The following is a 14,971-nucleotide window of genomic DNA, read 5'->3' on the forward strand; positions in this document are numbered from 1 at the left end:
GTCACTCACAGTGCATATACCTCCAAACAATATTTCACCAGATTGACCAATCATGATTCCAGTATCTTTTATAAATAAATCGGAGTATTTTTGGTTGATCACTTTCCCTACTAAGTTTTTAGTGAATATTGTATTGTACTTGAAAATGAACTCTTCTCTATTTTTAATTTCTATTTCTTTATGGCCTACAGTGACAGTAATTGGATACTCTACCATTGATGCAATGGTTTTTTTATCATTTTTTAAAGCTGATTTCTTCAATTTTTCAAAAAATTCGTGATATTGTTTATGTGTGTTTTTTCCCATAAGAAGATCCAATCGATTGTCAGTGTTTTTATTACTATTAGCTAACACTTCCTGCTGGGAGATAAAAACTAAGAATAGCAATATTAATATTGATTTTTTCAACATTTTATCCTATTTAAAAGCAGAGGACTCTTCCAGCCTTCTCCTGTAGAGAGCGGGAAGCAGACGAGGTGGGCCTACTTTCTTTCCATTTTTATCATGGTTAAAAACATAAACATATTTTAGCATACTTTTACGAACACAATCCATATCACCTCTGTTAGCTAGCTCCATTACAGGTGAAGGATTAGATACATTGTAACTAAATGATATTAAGCCATCAAATTGAGCTTGAGTGAGGGGATGCTTATTTACTTTTCTCCTTAGATATCTTTCAAGTTTTTGCACATGCTTAGCCAATGCATTATTCACGTCAGTACTTGATACCGATCGTTTGAGCTCTTCTTCCGTACAAATCCCAAAATGAGCAAGGGTGTCTACCCCCCAAGTACAATTTCCAGCACGTGGGCCCAAGTCATTGTAGTAATGGTATCGCACACCCTCGCGGGTTCTTAACTGGCTATAACCGGAAGAGCTGAATGAAAGCGAATCATTTATACTAAAGGTTAAAAGAACTGTGTAATGATCTGACTCTTGATACAAAAAAATATGTTAATCCTCATTTTGATATAATTCCTTGAACGAAAAATTCAAAATTTTTAATGAGCTTTCTCGGTATGGCTATTTTGGGTATGTGGCTATCGGAAACACAGTTATCAATTAAAGGATTAGGTAGTGAATGTAAGCCTTATTTTGTGAAGGCGTTTTTAATGTCTTTGTGTGTTTTTATTGTTTACTTAATTGCTAAAGAATTCGATGTTGCTATCGTAACTCAGAACGTATTGACCTTGCTATTATTTTGTTTCTTGCCACCTGCTGCCAATATTATAGTGCTTGAAACCCATTATATGGGGACAGGTACCTCAGTGCCTAAAATAACTTATGGAACTATACTCAGCATTATCTCTATAACTATTTATGCAGGCATAATAGTTTCAAGTAACCTACTAGGTTTAATACATTAGTTTTTATGATTTTATTCGTTATTAATCTCGATTAGTGATTAATCTTAAGTGCATGAAATCGCATGAATGCTTTGCACATAAAATCATCCTCAAGCCCGCGCGATGCGGGTTTTTTAGTGGATCACAAAGTGCAAGGAAAGAGGATCGTTAAGTGGAGAGCGAAGGCGGCGGGCGAGTGCGTAGCTAGGATAGGTATGGCTCAGATCTTGTATACTTAGTCTAAGATTTAATATATTAATTATGCGAAATAGTAGGGTGACTATTTATCACCCTCTTACTTTTAGCTAATTAGCTCTAGGTTCCAATAGCCATCAAATGGTAATGGTTTCCATTAAACTCAAACCGGCCAATATCCTCAAACTTATTTCTTTTATGAAAGGCATAGGAACGACTGTTTTTTACGTTGACAAAAGTGACTACATTTTCATAATTCTTCGAGAACTCTTTTCTTTGATGATCGAGTAGTTTTTCTCCGATACCTAAGCCGCGATACTCTTCAGCTATACAAATTGGACCATACTGGTATGATTCACTGCTGTTGAGCTGACTATTTCTGAATGAGTAATTTGGCAAAATCTTTGCCATATATTCAAACATAGGCCATGGCTTGAGAAAGCTCCAAGATGCACCAAGTAAGATAGCCACAATTTTACCGGTATCTTCATCAATAGCTATTGCAACACCGTTTTCCTCATTACAAAGTTGACTTAATTGGCTAATGGTCATATCAGTAGTGACAAAGCCATTTTTCTTTTGCTGATCGTCCAAGTTTTTAGCGTGATACCTTTCGAGTAACGCTTTTACTTCCTGTATATCGCCAGTTGTTGCATTACGTATGATAAAATTATTGTTCATTATTATATTCCGACAAAGTATTTTAGAACGAGCGTTGCCATCATAGCACCCACAGTAATAAAGAGAACCTTCCTAATTATTTCCCCATTTGTTTTTATAGCATGTATGCTCCCAATATGATTACCAGCAAGGCTGGCTAGAATCATTGGGATACCTATCAAATAAGCCATCTTCCCAGCCATTGCAAAAGCTATGAATGCGCCTATATTAGATGAAAAGTTAAATATCTTACTTGTTGCAGATGCTTTCAATATTGCAAATCGATTAACTACTGTAAGGGCAATTATGAACAAACTACCAGTACCTGGGCCAAAGAATCCGTCATAGAAACCTACGGCAAAACATACTGAGAAAATAGGAAGAAAGCTTGTGTTAGCTGAAGTGTTTGAGGACTCTTTAACTTTCCCTTTAATGCTCGCAGCGATCAGCCCTACAGGTAGTAAGCATGCAATTATTATCGAGAGAGTTTCAATTGGTAGTAATAAAATAACTTTAGCACCAACATATGCTCCAACTAATGCTGAAACCAATCCAGCTGGGATCACTGTCCATACAACTGATTTATTTTTAATAAAGTTTTTTATTGCAGCAATTGTCCCTATTGTACTAACAAGCTTCTCTTGACCTAAAGCCAGTTGTGGCGGTAAACCGGTTAAAATAAATGCAGGTATAAGTATTAATCCTGCACCACCTGCTATGGCATCTATATATCCTGCGATAAAAGAAGCTATTACAAGTAAAGCTACGCCAAATATCAAATAATTCGAGATAATACTTCCTTCAACAAACATAATTCCATCCAGTAAAATTTAGCTTAAAGTGGTTTACAAAAAAGTTCGTAGGTGATGTAAGCATCGGTGGGGTTCTAATAGATGACTAATTGGTGGTCTATTCGTCATACTAAAAACTCTTAATAACCATCGATCTGTTCTGTCGTATCTTGCATTAAAAGAGCTTCTAGTATGCAATATTATTTGATTAAGAAAAGTCACAGCTTCAGCTGATAACCCATTTATGTTTCGCCAGTCAAAACGTGAATACCACGTATCATTATTCTTTACTAGAACCGGTACCATTACTACAAACAAACACCCCTCAAAGCTCTCAGGTCGTCTAGCGTGATACAAAGGTTTCGATAAAGTTTTAACAACACCTTCTGGCAAGACTTCAATTACCGATATTTGAGATACTGTCTTCGACAGTTATTTTTAGATCAGGATTATCTACATGTGGGTAAAAGTCAAACTTCCCAACTTGGGAACTTATTTTCCCCTCTGCAGTTTTCGAAGGGCAAACATGACGTATTAAATGTCCGTTATTTTCTCCTTGATAGACAACTGGCCAGATACCAGCATCAAAATCAGCAGATAAATAAGCGCCATGTAAATCTGAATTTTTCAATTCTACTAACTGTGCATCAAGTGATTCCACCGGTGTATCAGCTAATTTATGGGTATCAAAATCTTTAATTTTCCAAATAATATAGTTTTCACTATGAAGAATTTGATTAATTTTTTCTCTAGTTAAAGGGAGTGTCCCTCAGATATGGTTTGACTTCAGTAGTGTTACATTATTCTTGATATTTATCTTGTCTTTTCACTATTTATAGTATGCAAGCCTGGCCATTAATTGCTGTAATTTTATAGTTCATAACAACCTTGGAATTCAAGGCATAAATAATAAAAAAGTTTATTATTCTACTGCTTTCAATAATGACATGATTTATAGCTGTATTTTCATTGAATGAAAACGTATATAAATAAACTCAAGTAAATAACCTACTGTCAATAAGTTACTCCGAGATAGATTAATTTCACTATATCAATTTTTTATGGATACCAATTGGATTAAATTTCCAGCATGTAAGTTTCTTATGGTATTTAAAACCAAAAAAACTTACTTTCTGGGATTAAAGGCCACCTAGCTAATCATTGCTGAATATATTGATTTAATTATCCAAATTTTTCGTTGATGATTTTTATAATTTTGGTTTTTTATTTTGAGTTAGGCGGTTATTCAACTTTTGTGTGAAATAATCCCCTGAATTTGATATCACAAATCCATATTCAGTGTGTAAGATTCGAATTATAAATTTACCTCACCCGTCCACTCGTTCAACTCCGTAAAGCGTTTTTGTAGCGGCAGCAATTCATTGCGCACAAAGACGAGGCTCACTTTTTCAACTTCCACAAAGCCGCTGACGTTATTCGGTATAATGCCCATCATCTGTGGACGAGCAAGTGATGCTGTAAAGTTTGGTCGGTATTCTCGGCACCGCCTTTGCGCTGCCCACGATTCATTCCAACCAGTTTCCGCCACCCAGCAATAGCCTCAGCGCTGAGGTTATTGAGTATGACGATGGCGCACTGTTTAGTTATGACCCAGCGCCTGGGCATTTCCAGGTGACAAGCATTAAATGGGTGTTAGTCGAGGCGAGCGTAAGCGCGACCTTTAAAGCACCACCGTTTCATATTGAGGCCGAGCAAACCCGCATTAACAGCGATGTGGTGATTAACGGTGCCGTGACACAGGGCGGCGGTGCGATGTGGTCTACTGGCGTATTCGTGGATAAATACCAACGTAGCGCCGTGAAATCTGGCGGCGATCTCAGTGGAGGAGCAGTATGAGTCGTTATTTGGGGATGATTAGCGCGGACGGCAGAGCCATTAAAGATATTGCCTATCGATCAGCGAAATTTGTAGAATCCATCATCTGACGGAATCTGAATCTTCAATCCAACTTACTGTATTGGTGTTATTTTTATGAATTCAACTTTGATTGGTATACCTAAACGTATACCAATGCCGTTTCGTCTCACAGCTTTATCGCCTGTTCTGGCGATAAAGTAAAAAGGATGTAGCCTGGCTTATCGGCTACCGTCGCCCCTGGCCGGAGCAGGGTTAGCGGAGATATCGATGTATTTCCTTAATCCTGCTGGGCGGCTTACACCGCGAGGATCGGAGAACGGCAGTTTAAGCGTGGGGGATTCCGATACTCTTACTGTCCATACGGTATCACCAATAAAGCGGAAGCTTGCGGAGCGGGGCGAAACCTCCAAATTTTCAAAGTTACCTGAAGTATAAGCGACTCCGATAGTCAGTTTTTCCACTACGCCTTTAGAAAAATCCAGCAGCAGGATCGTCAGCATTTCTTCAAAGATGTCGTTATCCGTCACGAATAAAAGATAGCGACGTGTATCGACTTTTATTGCAGCCTCAAGCACTTTTCCGGGAATGGTAATCCCTGTTAATCTGCCGTCAATAAGCACTTCAGACCGGGCCTGGGCGGTATCTGTTGCTTCATTCACTTTTGATAACGATAGTGTCGTAACTTCTTCCATCTCTATTTTTACCAGTTGCCCATTTCCCATGCCGCTAAAGCACCGCCGACAAATCCGCCCAATAGCACACATACGGGTGCGCCAGGCCCACACATTAAACCAGCAATAGTACCGCCAGCCCAGCCGCCTGCAATACCTGCTCCGTTGATAGCGACCTGCCTGCCGGTTTCTAAAGCTTTATTGTCTGACGTGTATATTTCATATACTGATACCCCGATAGAAAGAACCATTACGCCCTTAGCTGCACGGGACAATTTCATCATTCTCAGGTTAATCTGAGGGTTCGATTTGCCTACTGATTCTACAATTCCGGCATAAACCTGATTTTTTTGTGTTTCTGATAAGCTGTTAAAGTTAGTTTTTGGCCCGAACATAGACGCAGTTTTTTTGGCGACTAACTCATTAAGCGTTACGCCCGAAGTCTTCATCCTTTCTGCCATAGCCCTACCAAGTGGCGTACTCCGGGTGCGTACCCTATCCATTATCAGATTTCTGGTTTCCTAGGCCTCCATTGCTGCTTTTTCCCAGCTGATGATGCCGCTATTTGCTTTGGCTCTGAGATCCTCGGCCATTTCTTTAATGCGTTTAGAGTACTCAAGGCGCAGTCGGGGATCGACAGAGAGCTTTGCCGCTGTCGCAGATACATCGCCTTGTAATGCGTTTACCGCACTTTCAAATTTCGCTTTCCCGTCTGAGTCCAACGCACTAAGTAAAGCTGTATCCATTTTCAATCCCTGTAAGGAGAATAATCTTCTGAATATAATAAATAGACTAATGAGATTGAAAATAGTCTCTTTTCAGGATGTGATGGAAAAGTGTGCTATTGGCCTGATTCCAGTCGTTTCAGGCTAAAAAAAATTTTACGGAAAAGTATTTACCCTGTTCATCTTTTGAATTTCTCCTTTATATTCAGATAATTAGTTGGTGACCACTTCAATTGGTAGTTTTCACCACTCTTCACCTTCAGGCATAAGAAAACCGGCCGAGGCCGGTTTGGGTTCTGTCGTCTGGCTTATACATCGCAACGGGGCAGTCAGTCGACCTCACAGTCTTCGCTCAGCTCCAGACTGGTCTGGATACCGTTCTTCGTTTTGCGCTTTAGTAACTCTATCTAGTATTTCTTTAGCATCTGCGGCACGGCCTGGCGGAACGCAGTCAGGCTCATGGGATGCTGATGGCCTCTGGCTTCCATAAATGACAGGTAGGCGTGATAGCCAAAGCGCCAGAGCTTCTTTCCGGTAATTTTTACCACCATAAAAAGTCCGTCGCCATCATGCAGCGTCAAATCTTTATCGATCGCCTTGGAGTGGAGAACTCTAGTGTTGGTGAGAGGGCGTGTAGTCCTTGCCATGCGCGGCTTTCCTGCGTGAATGGGTATACGCTTTTAGCTTAAACGTATACCAATAATCACTGGATTTAGCTGGATGTCCTCGGACGATTACCGATACAAAAAAGCCCGCGAAGGCTTATGCCATGCGGGCTCTTAGGACTTCATCGGATGACTCTGGTCATCACCGATGGAGAATTTTGGTGGAGCTGGCGGGAGTTGAACCCGCGTCCAGAATTACTACACCGTCGGCACTACATGCTTAGTCCAGTCTTTACATTCGCCAGTTAGCTGCGGATGGACACGCCACTAACGAACTAGCCTGATTAAGTTTAATGCTTCAACCCCAGGCAGGGCATCCACACGATCTCTTTTGGGTTTGACCTCTCTTGATCCCCGTCCTAAGAGCGGAGGCTAGGGAGAGAGGGCTCTATGCAGGTTATTAAGCTGCTAGTGCGTAGTTTTCGTCGTTTGCGACTATTTTTTTGCGGCTTTTTACGAGGCCAACCGCCCCTCGGCATGCTCCTAGGGCTTCGCGAATCCTGTCGAATCCAGAATCAGCCCCAAGTACTGTTATACAGTGTAGCAGATAATTACGCTGCTGTACCAGTAATTTAACGATTTGCGTTCTTCATGATACGTGCTTTATCTAACTGCCACTCACGATTTTTAATATCATCGCGTTTATCGTGTTCTTTCTTACCTTTCGCTACGCCGATTTTAAGCTTACACCATGCGTTCTTCCAATAAAGAGAAAGGGCAACAATGGTGTAGCCTTCGCGGTTCACGCGGCCATACAGTGAATCAAGTTCACGTTGCTTGAGTAGCAGCTTACGGTTACGTGTGGGGTCACATACCACGTGGGAAGAGGCGACCGTTAACGGCTGAAAGGTAGAACCGAACAGATAGGCTTCGCCGTCACGTAATAAGATATAGCTTTCGCTAATGTTTGCTTTGCCTGCACGCAGGGATTTGACTTCCCATCCCTGTAGTGAAAGCCCCGCTTCAAACTCTTCTTCAATGAAATATTCGTGGCGGGCACGTTTATTCATTGCAATGGTCGCGGAACCAGGTTTGTTTGATTTTTTCTTTGTCATAGTATCCCTATTCTACACCACTTTTTGAAGGCGTCGCTGACTTCCTAATGTAAGAAAGTTAAGTATTGGTGCTATTCTAGCACGCTGATTCCGATTAGACATTTCTGTTTATTTGCTGAAACTGCTATGATCAAGGTGTTTTTTTCAGACCAGGAACTCTTATGGCCCAGATCACTCGTTCAGCGTTGGTCCCTTTCAGCGCGGCTAAAATGTATCAACTTGTCAACGATGTTGATAGCTATCCACAATTTCTCCCTGGCTGCACCGGTAGCAAAATTTTAGAGCAAACCGAGCAGCAGATGACCGCATCGGTCGATGTCTCCAAAGCGGGCATCAGTAAAACCTTTACGACACGTAATACCCTGACAGAAAATCAACGTATTGCGATGCAGCTGGTGGATGGTCCTTTCCGTAAACTCACTGGTGGATGGAGCTTTACGCCTCTCGGTGACGAGGCTTGTAAGGTAGAACTTAGCCTCGATTTCGAATTTTCGAATATGTTGGTGGAAATGGCTTTCGGTCGCATTTTTAAAGAGTTAGCGAATAACATGGTGAAAGCTTTCAGCGAGCGAGCTCAAGAGGTTTATCGTGGCTGATATTCGTGTTGAGGTGGTTTACGCACTACCTGAAAAACAATATCTTCGACCGGTAAGCGTGCCAGAAGGCAGTACAATTGAAGAGGCGATTATTGCCTCGGGTCTATTAGAACTGCGTAAAGATATCCAATTAACGGAGAATAAAGTTGGCGTATACAGCCGTCCCGTTAAGCTTACTGATCAGGTGGAAGAGGGAGATAGAGTTGAAATTTATCGTCCACTCTTAGCGGATCCTAAAGAGATGCGTCGGCAACGAGCAGAACGTTCGGCCGCCAATAAAAAATAAGAATATCGCTACCCGAACCGTGATCGAGTAGCGAATTTACTTATTTGGTTTTGGTTAATGCGGGCTTGTTGTCGACATTAGTCAGAATACCACTGCTGTTAAACGTCAGCGTCAGGGTTTGTTGAGTGACTTTCTCATGCCCTGGCTCTTGGCGGAAAACGTAATACCACACATTGCTGCCAAAAGGATCGCTCATCATAGGCGTGCCGAGGGTGTAAGCAACCTGCTGCTGTGTCATACCAGTATGAATTTTACTGACATCGGTCGCGACCAAGTAATTCCCTTGGTTGATATCCGGGCGATAAACTACACGTTCCAACGTTGAGCAACCGGCGGTGGTTAACAATAGCGCCGCGGTCGCAGCAGTCAGTATTTTACTGCGCATGAATCGTTTCCTTTTTCTTGACCAGTTGCCCACAGGCATAACTTGCCATCACAATAAGTTCACCCTGATCGCAGGGAAGCTAGATGTCGATAATAATAGACCTTACGCCAGATGAAAACCTCTGGCGTAAGATATGACTGTTATACTAAGAAAAAGTGCCCGATTAAGCCGCTAAAAGTTCTTTAGCGTTGGCTAAGGTGTTGCGGGTAACTTCACTGCCCCCTAGAAGGCGAGCTAATTCTTTCAAGCGAGCGGCTTTATCTAAATTCACCATGCGAGTCTCTGTCATCGCACCATCGGTGAGTTTACTAATGTAGAAATGACCGTGACCACATCCAGCGACCTGCGGTAAGTGAGTAACGCATAGCACTTGGGTCGACTCGCCTAATTTACGTAACATTTTGCCAACGATGGCAGCGGTTGGGCCACTAATCCCGACATCAACCTCATCGAAAATCATGGCAGGCGTTTCCATTTTCTTAGCCGTAATGACCTGGACAGCTAAGGCAATACGTGAGAGTTCACCACCTGAAACAACCTTACCTAGGGGTTGAAGTGACTGACCCGGGTTTGCCGAGACGAGGAACTCGATACTGTCAGCACCCTCAGCGGTAAGTTTCTCTGGCGTGTGAGTAATCACGATATCGAACTGACCATGCGGCATCGCGAGCTGCTGGATTGACTCGGTGATCAATCCTGCTAATTCGCTGGCGAAGTGCTGCCGTTGCGAAGAAAGTTGTTCAGCAACTTCCACTGCACGTTGATGGTAATGGGCGACTTCGGCAGTCAGTTGCTCGATATCTGACTCTACATTCTCTAACTGCGAATATTCATCCAACAATTGTTGATGCGTACTGTACAGTGTTTCGGGCGTGACATGGTGTTTGCGTGCGAGTGAAATATAACGAGATAGCCGCTGTTCTAAGCCTTGCAAACGATTAGGGTCTAAATCGATCGCCTCATGATAATGGCGTAGCTCATCGCTCATTTCGCTCAATAAAATAGCGGCGTTGTCCATCATGCCTTGCACGGGAGCTAAGCGATCATCCAACGAAACCAGTTCTTGTAACAGTTGTTGAGATTGGTAAACAAGAGACTGTAAGGAGGCCTCTTCACTCTCAGAAACCAGATGGACAATTTGTTGGCTTAACGTAATACGTTGGCCACTGCTGGCAAGTTGTTTGTACTCTTCGTCGATTTGCTGATATTCGTCTTCAACCGGCGCAAACTTATTGAGTTCTTGTAATTGATAATCGAGCAATTCACGGCGTGCCGCGCGATCATTTTTTTGCTGCGTAAGAGCCGCAAGATGGCGACAGCTTTTATGCCAGTGATTATAAGCATCACGCATTGCTTCAAGCAGCGAGGGATGGTGGCTGTATGCATCGAGCAGAGTGCGTTGATGATCGGCTTTTAGCAGGAGTTGATGAGCATGTTGGCCGTGGATTTGGATAAGTAATTGGCCCAGTTCACGCAGTTGCGAAAGTGGAACTGCAGTACCATTGATAAAGCCGCGAGAGCGGCCATCGGCACTGATCACTCGCCGCAATAAACATTCGCCTTGGTCATCAAGGTGATTATCAATTAACCACTGTTGGGCAGAGGGGGATTTTTTGAGCTGAAATCTGGCACAAATATCTGCACGTTGCGCGCCTGGACGAACGGTGTCGGCGTCAGCACGGTTGCCTAAACATAATCCTAAGGCATCGATTGCGATAGACTTACCCGCACCGGTTTCGCCAGTGATGGCAGTCATACCCTGTTGGAAATCGATATCCAGTTCGCGAACAATAGCAAAATTACTGATAGTAAGTTGTGCCAGCATATAATCACCTGTATGGAAAAACATGACTGTTTTTTTATACAGTATAAGCATCTTTTTTACTGAGTAAAGACCCGCAGAGAGATTTTCAGAATAATTTTTCTGACCACCCCAACTTCCCAGTAAGCGTGGTGAAATAGTTATAATCTTTTGGGTGAAGTAGGAATAATTCATCGGGACTACGACGAATAATCACTTCTTCACCTTCTTGAACCGGTAGGGCAAGCTGGCTATCACAACTCACCTCCAACTCGCTGCGTAAACTGGCAAACCTCAAGCTTATAGTACTACGACTATCGATGACCAAGGGACGGGCAGAGAGGGTGTGAGGAAACATCGGCACAATAGCAATCGCTTCTAAAGATGGCATAAGAATTGGGCCGCCAGCTGAGAGCGAATAGGCGGTTGAGCCTGTCGTCGTCGAGATAATCAGGCCATCGGAACGCTGCGAAAAGGCAAATTGATTATCGATGTACACTTCAAACTCGATCATATGAGCGACCTTACCGGGATGTAAGACGATCTCATTTAACGCAGCAGCGACTCGCGGCTGAGGTTGGCTACCGCGTACTGAGGCTTCCAGTAACGCCCGAGAGTCAGTGATGTACTCTCCTGCTAGCACTTTACTCAGTTCTTCAATCGCATTATCCGGATTTAGGTCGGTGAGAAAGCCTAGGTTACCCCGGTTAATCCCTATCACTTTTATATCGTAACGGGCTAAGACACGCGCGGCACCTAGCATATTGCCATCGCCTCCGATCACCACGGCGAGATCCGCGCTTTGGCCGATTTGGGAGAGGGTAGCTGTATGCACATTGGGTAATTGCATCTCTCGAGCAATCTGCTCCTCGACGATGACCTCGTACCCTTGTTCACTCAGCCAACAACATAATTGTTCATGCGTAGACAGTGCGCTCAGATTCCGCGGGTGGCCAACAATTCCGATACAATTAAACAACTTATTCATTAGGTAAGGCTTCCTCTTTACGCAAAACTCTCGACAATCGATGAGAGTCCCTTGAATCCCAGAATTTCATCCCCATAATAGCCTTATTGCCGAGATGACTATGAAATGCGGAGATTTTCATGAGTAGTAAAGAACAGAATACCCCGAATCAACAAGATCCTGAAGTGTTGAATGCCGAGCAAGCTGAGCAGCAAAATCAACAGGATGCATCAGAAAGCATCGATCCTCGCGACGAGCGTATTGCTGAGTTAGAAAAAGCGCTAGCGGAATCACAAGGCGGCGTGCGTGAAGCACAAGTTCGTGCGCAGGCTGAAATCGAGAATATTCGTCGACGCACTGAAATTGATATCGAGAAAGCGCACAAATTTGCGTTGGAAAAATTTGCTAATGAATTATTACCGGTCATCGATAGCTTAGAGCGCGCGTTAGAAGTGTCTAATAAAGAGAATCCAGAACTGGCTTCGATGGTAGAAGGGATTGAGCTGACGCTTAAATCTCTGTTAGACGCGGTACGTAAGTTTGGCGTGGAAGTTGTGGGTGATACCCATGTTCCTTTTAACCCAGATGTACACCAAGCGATGTCGATGATCGAATCGGCTGACGTTGCCCCGAACCATGTCATTATGGTGATGCAGCGTGGTTACACTTTAAACGGTCGTTTATTACGTCCAGCCATGGTTGCCGTCTCTAAAGCGTAATGTTGGAAAAGATTAGAAAAGCTGCCCTAGGCAGCTTTTTTTTTGCTATTACACTGACCAATCGATCTCTGCCAAACCTTGTGTAGCGAGGATAGCGTTGGTTTTAGAGAAATGCTGACAACCTAGGAATCCGCGGTGTGCGGAGAGCGGAGAAGGGTGCGGCGCTTTTAAAACATGGTGACGTGTCGAGTCGATAATTTGCCCTTTTTTCTGAGCATGCGCGCCCCAAAGTAGAAACACCACACCATCATGATGCTGATTAATCATATTAATTACATGAGAGGTGAAGGTCTCCCAGCCAAGTCCTGCATGGGAATGGGCTTGACCCGCCCTGACCGTGAGCACAGTATTGAGTAGCAAGACTCCCTGTGAGGCCCACGATGCAAGATAGCCATGATTGGGACGGGTAAATCCAGGGATATCGGTCACCAGCTCTTTATAGATATTCACGAGCGAGGGCGGTGGGGCAATGCCAGGTTGCACCGAAAACGCCAAGCCATGTGCCTGGTTCGGACCGTGGTAAGGATCTTGCCCTAAAATTACCACGCGAATATCGGCAAAATTGGTCAATTTAAATGCGCTGAAGACTTCAGCTGCGGGAGGATAAATCACTCTTCCCTCGCTCCGTTCTTGCTGCACCTGTTGCAAGGTATCGGTGAAATAAGATTTTTGTTTTTCATCGCCCAGCACATCGTGCCAAGTCAGGGTTGTTTTCATCACTGACTCCTGTCATCGGATATAAAAAAAAGAGGCGCGATGCGCCTCTGCTTTCTACTCGCTACGTCCTGACGTCTCTTTCACGTCCTGAACGGCGACTTTCTCGGAAGGTTTACGGCGCTTACCAACGTTTTTCGCATCACGATGACGGTTTTTAACGCGAGGTTTATTATCGTCTTTTAACGCGTCACGTTTTTGTTTGCGGCGTTCCATCTCTTTCTTCGAGGCTTTCTTAGGCCCTTTATCCGATGGTGCGCGCGTAGTAGGGCGGAGCTCGTCGATGGTTCGTGCTTTCAGTGGCTCGTTAATGTAGCGGCTGATTTTGAGTAACAGTGCGTTGTCGTGTGCTTCGACAAGGGATAATGCTGTTCCTTTACGTCCTGCGCGTCCCGTCCGACCAATACGGTGCAGATAGACATCAGCGGTGCGTGGCATATCGAAGTTAAAGACATGGCTGACGTCATCAACGTCGATACCACGGGCGGCAATATCGGTCGCCACGAGAACGTTTACAGTACCTTCTGCGAGACGCTTAATAGCTTCGTTGCGTTTGATCTGTACCATTTCGCCTTCAAGATAGGTACAGCGAATACCGGCTTCACGTAACCATGCTGCCACTTCATGCACACGATCTCTTTTCCTAATAAAGACTACAGAGCGGGTGACATCTTCTTGTTTGAGTAGATGAATTAATAATTTACGCTTGTGCTCTAAATCATCGGCACGGTAGTACCATTGAAGAATTTTTTTACGTTCGCGGCGGCTTGGATCGGCATCTAAGGTGACCGGTTCGTTTAAAATGCGCTGTGCGAAATCTTCGATGTCATCGCCCTCTAGGGTTGCAGAGAACAGCATGGTCTGCTTGCGCCAGCGAGTCTCAGCGGCGATAGTTTCAATATCGTTAGCAAACCCCATATCCAGCATACGGTCTGCTTCATCAAGGATTAGCGTTTCGACTGCGCGGCAGTCAAAGTTCTCTTCTTTGATATATTGTAAAAGACGGCCAGTGGTCGCGACGACGACATCTTGGTTGGTACTGAACACTTCAGCGTGGTTCATATACGCGACGCCACCAGTGATGGTAGAGATATCTAAATGCGTGTGCTTTGCTAATTCTTTGGCTTGATCCGCAACCTGCATCGCCAATTCACGCGTAGGAGTCAGGATCAGGATACGCGGAGGCCCTGACTTTTTACGCGGGAAATCGAGTAAATGTTGTAAGGCAGGCAATAAGTAAGCCGCAGTTTTTCCAGTGCCGGTAGGGGCTGAACCAAGGATGTCACGGCCTTCAAGGGCGGGTGGGATCGCAGCTGCTTGGATAGCCGTCGGGCGCTGGTAATTTTTATCCTGTAGGGCTTCTAGCAGGCTTTCATCAAGTTCTAATTCGGAAAATGTGGTTACAGTCATGTTCTACCTCTGGTTGGGGCGCCGATTATAGACATTTCACCGCAATTGTTCACCTTTTCCTGCCGATTAATTCTGCGTCATACAGGTAAAAGGGCGTGAATACT

At 43.9% G+C, this 14,971-nt stretch carries 20 protein-coding genes, 1 other RNA gene and 1 pseudogene; 5 read left to right on the forward strand and 17 right to left on the reverse strand.

Annotated elements, in window-relative coordinates:
* On the reverse strand, positions 1-411 hold a 411-nt coding region (locus MKR94_RS12120; protein WP_241647146.1), incomplete at its 3' end, for a hypothetical protein.
* A 6-nt stretch (positions 412-417) separates the two neighbouring features.
* The gene (locus MKR94_RS12125; RefSeq protein WP_241647147.1) at positions 418-948 is read right to left on the reverse strand and encodes a lysozyme; all 531 of its coding nucleotides are present in this window, start codon (positions 946-948) and stop codon (positions 418-420) included.
* Between the two features lie 74 nt (positions 949-1,022).
* On the opposite strand from MKR94_RS12125, the gene MKR94_RS12130 reads away from it, so the two are divergent.
* Positions 1,023-1,370, forward strand: a complete 348-nt coding sequence (locus tag MKR94_RS12130) for a hypothetical protein (protein WP_241647148.1) — start codon at positions 1,023-1,025, stop codon at positions 1,368-1,370.
* A 294-nt stretch (positions 1,371-1,664) separates the two neighbouring features.
* Here MKR94_RS12130 and MKR94_RS12135 read toward each other — a convergent pair whose 3' ends face one another.
* The 4 genes and pseudogenes from MKR94_RS12135 to MKR94_RS17455 all read right to left on the reverse strand — a co-directional run.
* Positions 1,665-2,225: a GNAT family N-acetyltransferase gene (locus MKR94_RS12135; RefSeq protein ID WP_241647149.1), complete on the reverse strand. Its 561-nt coding sequence runs from the start codon at positions 2,223-2,225 to the stop codon at positions 1,665-1,667.
* A 2-nt stretch (positions 2,226-2,227) separates the two neighbouring features.
* The gene (locus MKR94_RS12140; protein ID WP_241585971.1) at positions 2,228-3,016 is read right to left on the reverse strand and encodes a sulfite exporter TauE/SafE family protein; all 789 of its coding nucleotides are present in this window, start codon (positions 3,014-3,016) and stop codon (positions 2,228-2,230) included.
* 376 nt (positions 3,017-3,392) lie between these two features.
* Complete coding sequence (locus MKR94_RS12145) at positions 3,393-3,656, reverse strand: hypothetical protein (RefSeq protein ID WP_241647150.1); 264 nt, start codon at positions 3,654-3,656, stop codon at positions 3,393-3,395.
* A gap of 654 nt (positions 3,657-4,310) precedes the next feature.
* A pseudogene (locus MKR94_RS17455) lies at positions 4,311-4,457 on the reverse strand (phage portal protein); the annotation flags it as partial.
* Positions 4,458-4,480: 23 nt separating this feature from the next.
* Here MKR94_RS17455 and MKR94_RS12150 point away from each other — a divergent pair.
* Complete coding sequence (locus MKR94_RS12150) at positions 4,481-4,852, forward strand: phage baseplate assembly protein V (protein ID WP_241647151.1); 372 nt, start codon at positions 4,481-4,483, stop codon at positions 4,850-4,852.
* A gap of 239 nt (positions 4,853-5,091) precedes the next feature.
* Here MKR94_RS12150 and MKR94_RS12155 read toward each other — a convergent pair whose 3' ends face one another.
* The 6 genes from MKR94_RS12155 to smpB form a co-directional block, all read right to left on the reverse strand.
* The gene (locus tag MKR94_RS12155; protein ID WP_241647153.1) at positions 5,092-5,595 is read right to left on the reverse strand and encodes a hypothetical protein; all 504 of its coding nucleotides are present in this window, start codon (positions 5,593-5,595) and stop codon (positions 5,092-5,094) included.
* A complete protein-coding gene (locus MKR94_RS12160; protein WP_241647154.1) occupies positions 5,574-6,005 on the reverse strand; it encodes a hypothetical protein in 432 nt (143 codons plus the stop codon). Before MKR94_RS12160 ends, MKR94_RS12155 begins: the two co-directional genes overlap by 22 nt.
* A 60-nt stretch (positions 6,006-6,065) precedes the next feature.
* Positions 6,066-6,290 (reverse strand): hypothetical protein, encoded by a 225-nt coding sequence (locus MKR94_RS12165; RefSeq protein WP_241647155.1) that lies wholly within the window; start codon positions 6,288-6,290, stop codon positions 6,066-6,068.
* 386 nt (positions 6,291-6,676) lie between these two features.
* A complete protein-coding gene (locus MKR94_RS17060; RefSeq protein WP_338328024.1) occupies positions 6,677-6,916 on the reverse strand; it encodes a primase-like DNA-binding domain-containing protein in 240 nt (79 codons plus the stop codon).
* Between the two features lie 177 nt (positions 6,917-7,093).
* Positions 7,094-7,457, reverse strand: a transfer-messenger RNA (tmRNA) gene (gene ssrA, locus MKR94_RS12180).
* 49 nt (positions 7,458-7,506) lie between these two features.
* Positions 7,507-7,989: an SsrA-binding protein SmpB gene (gene smpB, locus MKR94_RS12185; protein ID WP_048912487.1), complete on the reverse strand. Its 483-nt coding sequence runs from the start codon at positions 7,987-7,989 to the stop codon at positions 7,507-7,509.
* Positions 7,990-8,150: 161 nt separating this feature from the next.
* Here smpB and MKR94_RS12190 point away from each other — a divergent pair, with 161 nt between their 5' ends.
* A complete protein-coding gene (locus MKR94_RS12190) occupies positions 8,151-8,585 on the forward strand; it encodes a type II toxin-antitoxin system RatA family toxin (RefSeq protein ID WP_241647156.1) in 435 nt (144 codons plus the stop codon).
* Positions 8,578-8,871, forward strand: a complete 294-nt coding sequence (locus MKR94_RS12195; RefSeq protein WP_420910012.1) for an RnfH family protein — start codon at positions 8,578-8,580, stop codon at positions 8,869-8,871. The genes MKR94_RS12190 and MKR94_RS12195 overlap by 8 nt, the downstream gene beginning before the upstream one ends.
* 40 nt (positions 8,872-8,911) lie before the next feature.
* On the opposite strand, the gene bamE is transcribed toward MKR94_RS12195, so the two are convergent.
* From bamE to nadK, 3 genes are all read right to left on the reverse strand, one after another.
* Positions 8,912-9,256 carry an outer membrane protein assembly factor BamE gene (gene bamE, locus MKR94_RS12200; protein WP_241647157.1) on the reverse strand — a complete coding sequence of 115 codons (345 nt, stop codon included), beginning with the start codon at positions 9,254-9,256 and terminating at the stop codon, positions 8,912-8,914.
* Between the two features lie 163 nt (positions 9,257-9,419).
* On the reverse strand, positions 9,420-11,081 hold the full coding sequence (gene recN / locus MKR94_RS12205; protein ID WP_241647158.1) for a DNA repair protein RecN: 1,662 nt from the start codon (positions 11,079-11,081) through the stop codon (positions 9,420-9,422).
* An 85-nt stretch (positions 11,082-11,166) separates the two neighbouring features.
* Positions 11,167-12,045, reverse strand: coding sequence for an NAD(+) kinase (nadK, locus tag MKR94_RS12210; protein ID WP_241647159.1), 879 nt, complete (start codon positions 12,043-12,045; stop codon positions 11,167-11,169).
* Positions 12,046-12,164: 119 nt separating this feature from the next.
* Between nadK and grpE the strand changes: the two genes are divergently transcribed.
* Positions 12,165-12,743 (forward strand): nucleotide exchange factor GrpE, encoded by a 579-nt coding sequence (gene grpE / locus MKR94_RS12215; protein WP_099824725.1) that lies wholly within the window; start codon positions 12,165-12,167, stop codon positions 12,741-12,743.
* A 48-nt stretch (positions 12,744-12,791) separates the two neighbouring features.
* Here the strand turns inward: grpE and ung are convergent, their stop codons facing one another.
* Both ung and srmB read right to left on the reverse strand, forming a co-directional pair.
* A complete protein-coding gene (gene ung, locus MKR94_RS12220; protein WP_241647160.1) occupies positions 12,792-13,460 on the reverse strand; it encodes a uracil-DNA glycosylase in 669 nt (222 codons plus the stop codon).
* A 54-nt stretch (positions 13,461-13,514) separates the two neighbouring features.
* Entirely contained in the window at positions 13,515-14,867 is a 1,353-nt protein-coding gene (gene srmB / locus MKR94_RS12225; protein WP_241647161.1) for an ATP-dependent RNA helicase SrmB, read from the reverse strand.
* Positions 14,868-14,971: the final 104 nt, after the last annotated feature.

Origin of the sequence: Rosenbergiella metrosideri (genome assembly GCF_022602565.1) — a bacterium.
Lineage (GTDB): Bacteria > Pseudomonadota > Gammaproteobacteria > Enterobacterales > Enterobacteriaceae > Rosenbergiella > Rosenbergiella metrosideri.

Excerpts from the sequence above, each read along its gene's own strand:
- MKR94_RS12130 (WP_241647148.1), top strand. The coding sequence starts at position 1,023 with ATGGCTATTTTGGGTATGTGGCTATCGGAAACACAGTTATCAATTAAA.
- MKR94_RS12135 (WP_241647149.1), bottom strand. The coding sequence starts at position 2,225 with ATGAACAATAATTTTATCATACGTAATGCAACAACTGGCGATATACAG.
- MKR94_RS12140 (WP_241585971.1), bottom strand. The coding sequence starts at position 3,016 with ATGTTTGTTGAAGGAAGTATTATCTCGAATTATTTGATATTTGGCGTA.
- MKR94_RS12155 (WP_241647153.1), bottom strand. The coding sequence starts at position 5,595 with ATGGGAAATGGGCAACTGGTAAAAATAGAGATGGAAGAAGTTACGACA.
- MKR94_RS12160 (WP_241647154.1), bottom strand. The coding sequence starts at position 6,005 with ATGGCAGAAAGGATGAAGACTTCGGGCGTAACGCTTAATGAGTTAGTC.
- MKR94_RS12165 (WP_241647155.1), bottom strand. The coding sequence starts at position 6,290 with ATGGATACAGCTTTACTTAGTGCGTTGGACTCAGACGGGAAAGCGAAA.
- MKR94_RS17060 (WP_338328024.1), bottom strand. The coding sequence starts at position 6,916 with ATGGCAAGGACTACACGCCCTCTCACCAACACTAGAGTTCTCCACTCC.
- smpB (WP_048912487.1), bottom strand. The coding sequence starts at position 7,989 with ATGACAAAGAAAAAATCAAACAAACCTGGTTCCGCGACCATTGCAATG.
- MKR94_RS12190 (WP_241647156.1), top strand. The coding sequence starts at position 8,151 with ATGGCCCAGATCACTCGTTCAGCGTTGGTCCCTTTCAGCGCGGCTAAA.
- bamE (WP_241647157.1), bottom strand. The coding sequence starts at position 9,256 with ATGCGCAGTAAAATACTGACTGCTGCGACCGCGGCGCTATTGTTAACC.
- recN (WP_241647158.1), bottom strand. The coding sequence starts at position 11,081 with ATGCTGGCACAACTTACTATCAGTAATTTTGCTATTGTTCGCGAACTG.
- nadK (WP_241647159.1), bottom strand. The coding sequence starts at position 12,045 with ATGAATAAGTTGTTTAATTGTATCGGAATTGTTGGCCACCCGCGGAAT.
- grpE (WP_099824725.1), top strand. The coding sequence starts at position 12,165 with ATGAGTAGTAAAGAACAGAATACCCCGAATCAACAAGATCCTGAAGTG.
- ung (WP_241647160.1), bottom strand. The coding sequence starts at position 13,460 with ATGAAAACAACCCTGACTTGGCACGATGTGCTGGGCGATGAAAAACAA.
- srmB (WP_241647161.1), bottom strand. The coding sequence starts at position 14,867 with ATGACTGTAACCACATTTTCCGAATTAGAACTTGATGAAAGCCTGCTA.